Genomic DNA, 12,815 nt, shown 5'->3' with positions numbered 1-12,815 from the left:
GCAATTCTTCTGCCGCTGGCAAAAGCGCTGCAGAATTTTTCGGCAAAAAAGCGCCGCATAAGGCGGCGCTTTGCATGAACGGCTTAGGAAACCTCCGGCTGACGTTTTTCCCGGGGTTTCTTGGCGGCCTTCTTGGCCTTGGCGATCTCGGAGACGACAAGCTTTGGCTTGCCTGTACCCTCGATGCACGCCTTGGTAATGACGCAGCGGTCCACGTCGTCCCGGGAAGGGATATCGTACATGAGGTCCAGCATGGACTCCTCCAGGATGGACCGGAGTCCCCGAGCGCCAGTCTTTCTGGCGATGGCCTTTTGCGCCACGGCCCGAAGAGCGTCCTCCTCGAACTCCAGCGTCACGCCGTCGAGATCGAAAAGCTTTTGATACTGCTTGATGAGCGCGTTCTTGGGCTCGCTCAGAATCTTCACCAGCGCCGCCTCGTCCAGAGACTCCAGCGTCACCGTGATGGGCAGCCGTCCCACGAACTCGGGAATGAGTCCGAATTTCAAGAGATCCTCGGGGAGGATGTTCTTCAAAAGCTGACCCAGATCCCGTTCCTTATGACTGGCCACCTCGGCGCCAAAGCCCAGGGTCTTCTTGCCCATGCGGTTCTCGATGATCTTTTCGATGCCGTCAAAGGCACCGCCGCAGATGAACAGGATGTTGGTGGTGTCGATCTGAATGAACTCCTGATGGGGGTGCTTGCGGCCGCCCTGGGGCGGAACGCTGGCCACCGTGCCCTCCAAGATCTTCAGCAACGCCTGCTGCACGCCCTCGCCGGACACGTCCCGGGTGATGGAGGGATTCTCGCTCTTCCGGGCGATCTTGTCGATCTCGTCGATGTAGATGATGCCCTGCTCGGCCTTCTCCACGTTGTAATCAGCCGCCTGAATGAGTTTGAGCAGAATGTTCTCCACGTCCTCGCCCACGTAGCCCGCCTCCGTCAGGGAGGTGGCGTCCGCAATGGCAAAGGGCACGTTCAAAATCCGCGCCATGGTCTGGGCGAGATAGGTCTTGCCGCAGCCGGTGGGTCCCAGCATGATGACGTTGCTTTTTTGCAGCTCCACATCGTCCTTGGTGTCCGCCGTCTTCTCGCTCTTGCGAATGCGCTTATAGTGGTTATACATGGCAACTGCCAGCGACTTCTTGGCGCTCTCCTGGCCCACAATGTACTGGTCCAGAATCTTCATGATCTCCGCTGGCTTCAGGATGTTCTGCAGATCCATTTCCATGGGTTCCGCAAAATCTTCCTCTATAATTTCCTGGCAAAGCTCGATGCACTCGTCGCAGATATACACCCCGGGGCCCGCCACGATGCGGCGAACCTGCTCCTGGGCCTTATTGCAGAACGAGCAGCGAACCTGCTTTTCCTCTTCATAACCTTTCATCGAAAAACACCTCGATTCCTTTAGGCCTTGCGGGGCGGGATGATCTCGTCCACAATGCCGTATTCCTTGGCCATCTCCGCGGTCATGAAGAAATCCCTCTCCACATCCTCCTGGATTTTCTCCAGGGGCTGACCGGTGCGGTCCGCCAGGATCTGATTCATTCTATCCTTAATCCTGCGGATATGTTCGGCATGAATCAGGATATCGGTGGCCTGGCCCTGGGCGCCGCCGAGGGGCTGATGGATCATGATCTCGCTGTTGGGGAGAGCCTTTCTTTTGCCCTTCACGCCAGCGGCCATGAGGAAAGCCGCCATGGACGCGGCCATGCCCACGCAGATGGTGGACACGTCGGCCTTGATGTACTGCATCGTGTCATAGATCGCCATACCCGCGGTGATGGAACCGCCGGGGCTGTTGATATAAAGGTTGATGTCCTTATCGGGATCCTCTCCCTCGAGGAACAAAAGCTGGGCCACCACCAGGTTGGCCGTGTCGTCGTTGATCTCCCCGCCCAGGAAAATGATCCGATCCTTGAGCAGACGGGAATAGATATCGTAAGACCTCTCACCGCGATTGGTCTGTTCGATCACCATGGGGACTAAATTCATCTAAACACCGTTTCCTTTCTGGGAAGCGTTAGGCCTCCTCTTTTTGACCTTCCTTGTCCGCCTTGGGTTCCACCAAAGCGGCGTTATCCTTCAAAAGATCGATGACCTTTTGATACTTGATCTCATCCTCCATATACTCGCGGTCCTCATCCCGGAGGCTCTTTTCATACTCTTCCACCGGTTTGCCCATACTATCCGCGACCTTCTTCATTTCGGCCTTGAGATCCTCCTCGGTGACCACGATCTCCTCGGCCTTCTCAATGGCTTCGAGCGTCAGCTGCACCTTCACCCGGTTCAAAGCCTCGTCCTTCTGGGTGGCCTTGAAATCCTCGATGGAGGAACCGATCATGGTGAGGTAATCCTCCAGCTTGATGCCCTGATAGGACAGACGGAACCGCGCCTCCTGCACCATGCGGTCCTGGGCACGCTCCACCATGCAGTCCGGAACGTCGATTTCGGCGTTTTTGACCACTTCCTGGATGATAAGGCTCTCCTGATCGAGGTTAGTGCGGCGCTCCGCATCCTCTTCAAGATGCTTTTGGATATCGGCCTTGTAGGCGTCCAGCGTATCAAATTCGCTCACATCCTTGGCGAATTCGTCGTCCAGCTCGGGCAGCTCCTTCACTTTGATGCTGTGGATCTTGCACTTGAAGACCGCCGGCTTTCCAGCGAGCTCCTTGGCATGGTATTCCTCGGGGAAAGTGACGGTGACGTCCTTCTCCTCGTCCACCTTCATACCCACCAGCTGCTCCTCGAAGCCGGGAATGAACTGACCACTGCCCACATCCAGCGTGTGGTTCTCAGCGGCGCCGCCCTCAAACTTCTCGCCGTCCACATAGCCCTCAAAATCAAGGACCACCCGGTCGCCGTTCTCCACAGGCCTGTCCGTGACGTCCACCCAGCGGGCAACCCGGTCCTGAGCCGCCTTGAGCTGGCGATCCACGTCCTCATCCGTAACAGTATACGAAACCCTTTCCACTTCTATACCCTTGTAAGCGCCCAGCTTTACCTCGGGCTTTACGGTAACGATGGCGGTAAAAACCACACCCTCCTCCGGGGAGTATTTCTCCACACTGATATTGGGGCGGTCCACCGGGAAGAGCTCATTCTCCTCCACAGCGGCGTCGTAGGCTTCCGGCACCACATCGTTCAAGGCCTCATCATAGAACACGTCTTTACCGTAATGCATCTCGATGACATGCTGGGGCGCCTTGCCCCGGCGGAATCCCGGAATCATAATATCCTTCACATTTTTGCGGTAGGCGCGGGTGACGGCCTCCTTGAAGACTTCACCCTCAATCTCCACATTCAGTTTAACGTCGTTCTTGTCCAGCTTTTCAATGGTCGATTTCATGACGAACCCCCTTCAATCTTTTAACGCAAACCCCACGGCTCTAGGCCGCGGGACGGATAGTTTCTGATCTGAATAAGTGTACCATATCACCCTGACCTTTGCAAATCATTTTTCCCGGTATGGCGGCCTTTCAGGCCCCTTGATGTTTTTCGGGCCATCCTATGCTATAATGTATGCAATTTGATCATCCTGGAGGGAAGTACATGAACCGCGTGCCTTTGATTCTCATCTGCGACGACGACCCGGTGATCCACGAATCACTGGGGATTTATTTCAAAGCCGAGCATTTCAGTTACGCCTCGGCGCTGGACGGCGTTGAAGCACTGGAAAAGTTTGAGGCGCTCACGCCCGACCTCATCATTCTCGACCTCATGATGCCCGGCCGCTCCGGCACCGAGGTGTGCCGGGAGATTCGAAAGACCTCGAAGGTGCCCATCATCATGCTCACCGCCAAGGGCGAGGAGATGGACCGGGTCCTCGGGCTGGAGCTCGGGGCGGACGACTACATCGTCAAACCCTTTTCGCCCCGGGAGGTGGTGGCCCGTATCAAGGCCGTGCTCCGGCGCATGGACGACGGTGCTCAGGCTCCCGACAAGCCGGACGCTCTGCGCTACGACGGTCTTGAGATCAGCATGGAGCAGTACCAGGTCACCCTGTCGGGGGAGCCCGTGCCCTTCACCCCGAAGGAGGTGGAAATCCTCTACCTTCTTGCCTCCCACCCCGGCCAGGTCTTTAAAAGGGACCAGATTCTCAACCAGGTGTGGGGCTATGATTTCATCGGCGACACCCGCACCGTGGACACCCACATCAAGCGCATCCGGGGCAAGCTTCCGGAGAATCCCCGCTGGGCGCTCAAGACGGTGTACGGCGTGGGCTATAAGTTTGAGGTCTCGCCATGATTCACAGCGTCTTTTTCCGGCGCATTCTCTGGCTTGTGGTGATCACCCTCATGCTCTCGGGCCTCATGACCACCATGCTGTTCATGTCCTTCACGAGAAGCCTTCTTATCAACACGAAGGCTTATGACCTGGTCCCCCAGACCCGGGAGCTGGCCTGGCTGTGCGGACAGGACACCCAGCGAAGCGACGATGTGCTGAACTATCTATTGAACGACTCCGCCTTTTTGGACGCGTCGGTGGTGATCCTCGACGAGAAGGGCAACGTGCTCTCCGCGCCGGAGAGCGTCGCGGGCATCGGCGACATTGAGACCTTCACCGCCAACATGTCCGGGGAAATCAGCCGGGTGCTGGCCGGCGAGGAGCTCCGCTACGTGGACTATGTGCGCTACAACAAGCTTTCCAATCTCATGATCGGCACGCCGGTCACAGGGCGGGACGGCAGCCCCGCCGGCGCGGTGTTTCTTTTTAAGCCCATCACCGAGATCATCACCGCGTTCAGCGGCCTCAACATGGCCTTCATCACCTCGGCGCTCATCGTGCTGGTCATCATGGCCGGCGCCGCCTTCTTCGTATCCCGCAGGATCATCCGGCCCCTGTACCGGATGCGGGACATCGCCCTGGCCATGGCGGACGGCAACTTCTCCGTCCGGGCGGATGAATCCCAGTCCGGCGAAATCGGCCAGCTGGGCAACTCCCTCAATGTTCTCGCCCGGGAGCTGGACGCCACCATCCGGGCGCTGAAGCTGGAAAAGCAGCGTCTGCAGAGCATCCTGGACAGCCTGTCCGAGGGCATGATCGCCGTGGACATCAAGGGCTCCATCACCCATATCAATCCGGCGGCCCACGCCCTTCTTGGACGCAGCCCCGACACCCCGGCCGAACCCATGGATTTGGTGGACGACAAGCGGTTCTGGGAAGATTTTTACAGCGTGCTGGTGGACTGCCACAGCGCCAGCCGAAACCTCGCGCTGCCCGAGGCCACCCTTCTTGCCACCTTCTCCCCCATCCTGGACGATCTCGGCAACGCCGAGGGCGCCGTGGCGCTCATCCGGGATGTGAGCGCGGCCAAGCGCATGGAGCGGCTGCAGCAGGAATACGTGGCCAACGTATCCCATGAGCTGCGCTCCCCCCTCACCGCCATCCGCGGCCTGGCCGAACCGCTGCGGGAGGGCATGGTCACCGATCCCGGCGACCAGCTGCGCTACATCAACATCATCTATCAGGAGACCCTGCGCCTGTCCAGGCTGGTGGACGATCTCATGGAGCTTTCCCGGCTCCAGTCCGGCGCCTTTGCCGAAAGCTCCCGGGCCTTTGACCTCGCCGAGCTTCTGGAGGACGTCAAAGACCGCATGGCGCCCATCGCCCAGGACCGGGATATCGCTTTCGATCTGTCCGTTCCGGAAGAGATGGAGGTCATGAGCAACCCCGACCGCATCGAGCAGGTGCTGGTGATCCTTCTTGACAACGCCCTCAAATTTACGCCCGCCGGTGGCAGGGTCACCGTCTCGGCAAAGGAGCGGACAGCGTCCTACCAGATTCACGTGGAGGACACCGGTCCGGGCATCGACGCCACTGCCCTGCCCTACCTGTTCCAGCGTTTCTACAAGGCGGACAAGGCCCGGGGCCGGGGCCGGAGCGTGGGTTCGGGGCTCGGGCTGTCCATCGCAAAGCAGGTCATGGACAATCTGGGCGAAGAAATCTCCGTCAAAAGCCAGAAGGGTCACGGCGCCGACTTCTTCTTCACCGTAAAAAAGGTCTAGCACCCCCGCATTTCGGTCCCGCCGCCGGCATAGGTTTCAAAGGTGCCTTCTTCATGAAAACGTGACGGGCTCGCCATATTCCCGCCATATTCCATGGGTATACTGAAGGCAAATCTTGGAGAAAGCCGAGGTAACCGATTTGAATAAACATTCGCGTTCGGTGATGGTGTGCGTGACCGATCAACTGCATTGTGACCGGCTCATCCGGGCCGGCGGCGAGCTCGCTCGCCGGGAGGGTCTTGCCCTACAGGTGGTCAGCGTCCAAAAACCAGCCAATGTCACTCCGGAATCCATGGAAGCTTTGGAGCATCTTTTTACCGTATCCAAAGCCAACGGCGCGGAAATGACCGTGCTCTATCAGCCGGATGTGGCACCCACCCTCATCCGATGCGCTTTAAAATATCGAGCCGTTCATATTCTCACCGGCTCCCCAGCCACCCTGGGCAAAGGCGCGGTAATCTCCGAACTGTGGAGCGCCCTCCCCGAAGCCTCCTGCCACGTCATGGACGAAAGGGGCCGGCTGGACACCTTAAAACCCTTCCACTCCGTTCAGGCTTCCATCAACCGTTTGGTACACGAAAACTGAAAAAATGCCGTCCCCTCCCGGGGCGGCATTTTTTTATTCCTCCTCCATGGGAAAGAAGATGCCCTCCGCCAAATTCACGAAAAGACCGTCCTCCTTGAGGGCAAGGGTTCTGCCCTTCCATAGAACGCTCCGTTCGCCGCCGGCCAGGCTCACCGTTCCCCCGTCCTTCAGGTGGTAGACCATCTCGATGCGGGGCTCCTCCTCCGCTTCTCCCAGCGTGAACTTGAGAAAACCGGCAAGGTTCACCGCAAGCTCGATATCTTCGCCTGTGACCCGCTTAGGCTCCGCCATGAGCCGCCCGTTGGTGATCTCTACATAGGCCACGTCCTCCGGCTCCGGCATCCCGAACAGGGGCACGCCGAAGAACGCGAAGTCCAAAACGACGGCAGTAAGCATGCTCAGCAGCGCCGGCAGAAGATACCGAACCAGAAATTTCTTCATGTTCCATCCTCCTTCATCATGAGGGCCTCGCCCACGGCCTACAGTCCGCCCGTCCGAAGACAATGCACCCCCAGAAGCAGCGCCAGCCCAAGTGCGTTGGCCGCCGTAAACAGGATGAGATACCGGCCCGGTTTGGCGTCCGGCGTTTTGATGTAGAAGCGGAAAGAGATAAGGCTGGCCAGGGAGGCGATAAGGGTGCCCAGGCCGCCCAGATTGGCGCCGATAAGAAGGCCCGCTCCATCCTGCGTGAACTGGGAAAGGAGCACCGCCGCCGGAACATTGCTGATCACCTGACTTACGGCAGCGGCGCTCAGCACCACACTTTGCTCCATAAAACCCCCGATCCATGCGCTCACCGCCGGGATGCGGCCCATATTGCCGGAAAAGACGAAAAAGCAAACGAAGGTGGCAAGAAGGGCGTAGTCCACCTTTTTCAGCGTGGGCCGGGAAAAAAGGAGGAGCGCCGCCGCCACGACGGCGGTCAAAATTCCGTAATGCAGCACCCGGAACACCGCCAACAGGCAAAGCACAAACAGGCCCGCAAAAAGCGCGAGCTTTCTCCTGTCGCCAATTCCCGCTCCCGGCGCTATTTTCACCGAGACGGCGCGGTTTTTCACCGCCGCTGCCGCCGCCGTCAGCGCAAGAAGGCTCGTAAGCACGTAGGGCAGCATGGTGCCTACGATCTCCCAAACCCCCATGCCGTACCTGCTGTACAAAAAAAGATTCTGCGGGCTGCCAAAGGGGGTGAGGGCGCTGCCGAGGTTGGCGGCCAGGGTCTGCAGCACCACCACATAACCCAGATAGGGCGAGTGGTCGATCAGCCCCAGAACCAGAACGGCAAAAGGCACAAAAGTGATGAGTGCCACGTCGTTGGTGACCACCATGGAGAAGAAAAAGGGCATGAGCACGAGAACGATGGAAAGGGTGCGGAACCGTTTCTCGCCGCCGATGAGCTTCCCCGCCAGAAAGCTGAAAAGTCCGCAGCTTTCAAGGCCGCTCACCACCGCCATGAGAGAAAAGAGGAGGCACAGCACCTGAAGATTGAGGTAGTCGAAATACTCCCTCGAGGGCGGCACGAAGAACATGGACGCGAGCGCAAGGACAAGGGCGATGATAAGCACCGCCTCCCCCTTCGCCCAGCGCCGGAATCCCCTCAGAACTTTCATCGTTGCAGCCTCAATAATCGTTGTTGCGCTTGCCCGTGATGCTTTCGATGTCGATCTTGCAGATGTAGAAGGTGGCGATGTACTTATCGATCACCGCGTCCCGGCGCTCCAGGGAATTTGGCGCAAACTTGTTGCAGATCATCAGGATCTTCTCCCGCTTTTCCGCCTTATCCGAGATGAAGGAGGCCCGTCCGGTGACGATGGCGCTCTCGTAGTGGGTGATGAACCGTTCGGGCACGATCTCCTCCCGTCCGATCACAAAAAGGGACACCCGGTCATTCTCCTTCATATTGGAAATTTTCCTGCCCTTGAGCTGGCAGTGAAAGTACAGGGCATTGTCGCCGGGCACATACACATAGTTGACGGCCACGCCGTAGGGCTCACCCTCCTTTGAGGCGGTGGACAAAACGCCGTATCTGCCGTTCAGCACCACCTGAACGGCATCCTCATCGGACATATGCCGATCCGGATTGAACAAGGAATCCTCCCCCTTTCAAAATAAAAAACAGCGGACAGTTCTTCGCTGTCCGCTGTCAAAAATCCTTCAAATTCCGCCGTTAAAACACTCTTTTTTGGGCGAAACGCTGTTTGAGGAGTTCCATGGCCTCGCCAAAGCGCTGGAAGTGGACGATCTCCCGCTCCCGTAAGAATTTGAGGGGCGCGATCACATCGGGATCGTCGGCGTAGTCCAGAATGTGCTCATAGGTTGCCCTGGCCTTCTGCTCTGCTGCAACCTCATAAGAACAACATAGGCGAAAAGCCTTATAAACACGTTGTTTTTCGTGGTACAGGCTTTCCCTAGCTGCGATTGCATAAAGACAAAAAGTATATTATATAGAAGATAAAGCAAACTATCCTGCAAAAAATTCCATAGTTTCGATAGACTGGGCGTTCAGAAATGAGCGTCTATTTTTTTACCCAAAATCACGAAAGGAGGATTTACAACGATATGAAAAAGATTATGAACCGTCTGCTTGCTGGCGTACTTAGTCTGGCTACGGTCTTTACAGCCTTACCAGCTTCACAGGTACAGGCAGCAGAGAAGCAATACTGGACAGACGCACAGGAAAAAGCAGGCTATGTAGAAAAAGTCATGAATGACGGCAGTATCGGTTCTACATTCCATGAGGGCATTATGCAGGTGGAGGGCGAAACCGCCTACTGTATCGACATCAACACAGATTTTCAGTCCGGCTACAAGACACGCTCGGACGCAAGTTCCCGTATGAGTGCCGACCAGATCGCCGACGTTGCCCTCTCACTGGAATACGTCAAGGAATATGCCGCCAGCCACAAGGAGCTGAATTACAAGCAGGTCTATCTATTGGAGCAGTGTGTTGTCTGGCAGCGTTTGAGCGTGCATTTAGGATGGAGCTGCGACCATGTACGAGCTGCCTATGATGAGGTATCCAAAGCGGTACAGGACGAGGTATACGCTGGCGCAAAGGCTTTTGTAAAAGCGAACAAAGGACGCTACGACTGCGGCGGCTATATCTATTCCGGCGACGGACAGGAATTAGGACAGTTCTGGGCGAAGCTGGATGTGGGAAATGCGGCACTTCAAAAGGTGTCCTCCAATCCCACCATTACCAACGGAAACAACAGCTATTCCCTTGCTGGTGCGACGTATGGTGTCTTTGCTGATAAAGGCTGCAAGGAACAGCTTGCCACCCTTACGACAGATAACGACGGGAACACCGAAGCGGTGGAGGTAAAGGCTGGTAAAGTCTATATCAAAGAGCTATCCGTTCCGGCGGCAGGTTTCCAGTTAGACAAGACGGTATATTCCTTGAACGTCAAAGCTGGTGAAACAGCCACCTTGAAAGTCAGCGATACACCCAAAGTCACAACCACACTGATTGAGCTTTTCAAGATAGACATGGAAACATCAAAGGGAGCGGCACAGGGGGCAGCTTCTTTGGAGGGTGCGGAGTTCGTCTGGAATTATTATGACGGGTACTACAACAAAGACAACCTGCCAGCAAAACCGACCCGTACATGGACGACAAAGACCGTGGCTGAAAAAAGCAGTGACGGAGCGACACATTACATCACAAAGCTGGCAGAACGCTACAAGGTATCCGGCGACAGCTTCTACTTACAGGATGGCGTGCCATGCCTGCCGCTTGGAACACTGACTGTATCCGAAAGTAAAAGTCCGGCAGGTTACTTGTTGGAGGGTGCGTATATGCAGGCAGGTGGCAGTGAGGAACAGATTAAGGGAATGTATCTGGCACAGATTACCGAAGATGGGGAGCTGGCGGTACTTACAGGCAGCAACAAGTATTCCGTATCCGACAAGGTTATCCGTGGCGGCGTGAAAGTCCAGAAGCGTGACCTTGAAACAAAGGACACGAAGCCACAGGGCGGTGCAACATTAAAAGATACGGAGTTCACTATCACCAGCCTAAATGAGAACGCTGTGCTGGTGGATGGCAAGCTCTACAACAAAGGTGAGGTTGTGAAAACCATCCTTACAGGCATTGACGGTATCGCTTCTACGGCTGCGGATACACTGCCTTACGGAACATACCGCTTAGATGAAAGCAAGAGTCCGGTAGGATATTTGACAACAGGTGCGGTTTCCCGTGAGTTTACCATCAAGGAAAATGGCAAAATCGTGGATTTGACTGGTGCGGAACAATCCATCTACAACCAGATCAAACGTGGCGACATTGAGGGCGTGAAAATCAGCGACGGTACACACAAGCGTCTTGCTGACGTTCCATTCCGCATTACCAGCAAGACCACAGGTGAGAGTCATGTTGTCGTGACTGATAAAAACGGGCAGTTCTCCACTGCTTCTGACTGGGTATCCCATAAACAGAATACCAACAGGGGCAAAACCAGCGAGGATGGTATCTGGTTCGGCACATCTGAACCGGACGACTCCAAAGGTGCGCTGCTCTACGATACCTACGAGATTGAGGAATTGCGCTGTGACAGCAATAAGGGGTTTAAGCTCATTCCGGCTTTTGAGATTGTGGTTTCCAGAGATAAAGTAGTCATTGACTTGGGAACACTCACGGATGATTACGAGAAAAAAATCTCCATCCATACCACTGCTGCTGATAAAGCTACGGGTGAGAAATCAATCGTTGCTGGTAAAGAGGTCACGATTGTGGATACGGTCACGCTGGACGGTCTGAAAAAAGGCACAAAGTACCAACTCAAAGGCTGGCAGATGGTAAAGGATGGAAACACCGAGCTTCTTGTTGATGGAAAGCGTGTGGAGAGTGATTACACATTCACCGCTGATAGTGAGGAAATGAAAGTCAAGGTGGAATATACGTTCAATGCTTCTGTTCTTGGTGGCAAGGACTTAGTGACATTTGAAGAATTGTACGACCTATCCGACAAGAACGAGCCTGTCAAAGTGGCTGAACACAAGGACATTGAGGACGACGGGCAGACGGTATCCATCAAAGAGCGTGTTATTAAAATCCATACCACCGCTGCGGACAAAGTTACGGGTGAGAAAGTAATCGTTGCTGGTAAAGAAGTCACAATCGTGGATACGGTCACGCTGGACGGTCTGGAAGTGGGTACAAAGTACCAGCTCAAAGGCTGGCAGATGGTAAAGGATGAAAATACCGAGCTTCTCATGGATGGCAAGCGTGTGGAGCGTGCTCACACATTTACTGCCGATAAAGAGGAAATGAAAGTGGAGGTCGCCTTTACATTCAACGCTTCTGCCCTTGGCGGCAAGAACTTGGTGACGTTTGAGGAACTCTACGACGTAACCAATCCCGACAAGCCTGTAAAGGTCACGGAACATAAAGACATAGAGGACGAGGGGCAGACGGTTCTTATCACCGAGCGTATCATCAAAATTCATACCACTGCCGCCAGCAAAGACGGTGAAAAAGTCATAGAAGCTGGCAAAGAGGTCACAATCGTGGATACGGTTACGCTGGACGCTCTGGAAGTGGGTACAAAGTACCAGCTCAAAGGCTGGCAGATGGTAAAGGATGAAAATGCCGAGCTTCTCATTGACGGGAAACGTGTGGAGAATGAGTACACATTCACCGCTGCCGATACCAAAATGGAGGTGGAGATTGTCTTTACATTCGACGCTTCAAAGCTGGGCGGTCAGCAGCTAGTGACGTTTGAGGAACTCTACGACGTAACCAATCCCGACGAGCCTGTAAAGGTCACAGAACATAAGGACATAGAGGACAAGGGGCAGACGGTGACAATCAAGGAAGTGCCGGAAACGCCTACGCCAGAAGAACCAGAGAAGCCACAGACACCAGATACACCGAGCCATAAGGCAACGGACTCCCCGAAAACAGGTGACAGCACAAATGTGGCTGCCTTTGCTGTCCTGTTTGGACTCTCTGCGGCTGGTATTGGATTTGCAGCTTATAAGAAACGCCGTTCTGTGAAACATGGCAGCAATGAGTAAATTGTGAGGTGACTGCCTATGAAGCTGCATACACGCTCGCCGCCTGCCGGGAGGTTCACACTGCCGGATAAAACCTTTACACTGTTTCTTTTCTGTCAATCGTCTTTTTGATTGATAGAAAAAAACAGTCCACTAGGGGGTATGGGGGATTGTAGCTCCCCCATGCTCTTTCCTTAAAGCTACACACATAGAAAGAAAAGAGGTAAAC

Annotated in this window: 10 protein-coding genes and 1 pseudogene; 4 read left to right on the top strand and 7 right to left on the bottom strand. The window is 55.3% G+C overall.

The window, feature by feature from the left end:
- Positions 1-83 precede the first annotated feature (83 nt).
- Genes clpX through tig form a run of 3 tightly spaced genes read right to left on the bottom strand, consistent with a single transcriptional unit; the run spans position 84 to position 3,347 of the window.
- Positions 84-1,385, bottom strand: coding sequence for an ATP-dependent Clp protease ATP-binding subunit ClpX (gene clpX, locus H8696_RS03145; RefSeq protein ID WP_249314848.1), 1,302 nt, complete (start codon positions 1,383-1,385; stop codon positions 84-86).
- 20 nt (positions 1,386-1,405) lie between these two features.
- Complete coding sequence (clpP, locus tag H8696_RS03140; protein WP_249314847.1) at positions 1,406-1,993, bottom strand: ATP-dependent Clp endopeptidase proteolytic subunit ClpP; 588 nt, start codon at positions 1,991-1,993, stop codon at positions 1,406-1,408.
- A 28-nt stretch (positions 1,994-2,021) separates the two neighbouring features.
- Entirely contained in the window at positions 2,022-3,347 is a 1,326-nt protein-coding gene (tig, locus tag H8696_RS03135) for a trigger factor (protein WP_249314846.1), read from the bottom strand.
- Positions 3,348-3,550: 203 nt separating this feature from the next.
- Between tig and H8696_RS03130 the strand changes: the two genes are divergently transcribed.
- From H8696_RS03130 to H8696_RS03120, 3 genes are all read left to right on the top strand, one after another.
- Positions 3,551-4,246 carry a response regulator transcription factor gene (locus H8696_RS03130; protein ID WP_249314845.1) on the top strand — a complete coding sequence of 232 codons (696 nt, stop codon included), beginning with the start codon at positions 3,551-3,553 and terminating at the stop codon, positions 4,244-4,246.
- Complete coding sequence (locus tag H8696_RS03125) at positions 4,243-6,006, top strand: sensor histidine kinase (protein WP_249314843.1); 1,764 nt, start codon at positions 4,243-4,245, stop codon at positions 6,004-6,006. Before H8696_RS03130 ends, H8696_RS03125 begins: the two co-directional genes overlap by 4 nt.
- A 139-nt stretch (positions 6,007-6,145) precedes the next feature.
- Positions 6,146-6,592, top strand: a complete 447-nt coding sequence (locus tag H8696_RS03120; protein WP_249314841.1) for an adenine nucleotide alpha hydrolase family protein — start codon at positions 6,146-6,148, stop codon at positions 6,590-6,592.
- A 33-nt stretch (positions 6,593-6,625) separates the two neighbouring features.
- Here the strand turns inward: H8696_RS03120 and H8696_RS03115 are convergent, their stop codons facing one another.
- From H8696_RS03115 to H8696_RS11380, 4 genes and pseudogenes are all read right to left on the bottom strand, one after another.
- Positions 6,626-7,033, bottom strand: a complete 408-nt coding sequence (locus H8696_RS03115) for a hypothetical protein (protein ID WP_249314840.1) — start codon at positions 7,031-7,033, stop codon at positions 6,626-6,628.
- Between the two features lie 38 nt (positions 7,034-7,071).
- A complete protein-coding gene (locus H8696_RS03110; protein WP_249314838.1) occupies positions 7,072-8,199 on the bottom strand; it encodes an SLC13 family permease in 1,128 nt (375 codons plus the stop codon).
- A 10-nt stretch (positions 8,200-8,209) separates the two neighbouring features.
- Complete coding sequence (locus H8696_RS03105; protein WP_249314837.1) at positions 8,210-8,677, bottom strand: pyridoxamine 5'-phosphate oxidase family protein; 468 nt, start codon at positions 8,675-8,677, stop codon at positions 8,210-8,212.
- A gap of 79 nt (positions 8,678-8,756) precedes the next feature.
- A pseudogene (locus tag H8696_RS11380) lies at positions 8,757-8,936 on the bottom strand (manganese catalase family protein); the annotation flags it as partial.
- A 212-nt stretch (positions 8,937-9,148) separates the two neighbouring features.
- On the opposite strand from H8696_RS11380, the gene H8696_RS03095 reads away from it, so the two are divergent.
- Positions 9,149-12,607 carry a VaFE repeat-containing surface-anchored protein gene (locus tag H8696_RS03095; protein WP_249314836.1) on the top strand — a complete coding sequence of 1,153 codons (3,459 nt, stop codon included), beginning with the start codon at positions 9,149-9,151 and terminating at the stop codon, positions 12,605-12,607.
- Positions 12,608-12,815: the final 208 nt, after the last annotated feature.

Source organism: Gehongia tenuis, assembly GCF_014384795.1.
Classification (GTDB): domain Bacteria; phylum Bacillota; class Clostridia; order Christensenellales; family NSJ-53; genus Gehongia; species Gehongia tenuis.
The sequence above is the reverse complement of the archived record's forward strand: the minus strand, read 5'-3'. Positions and strand labels throughout refer to the sequence as shown.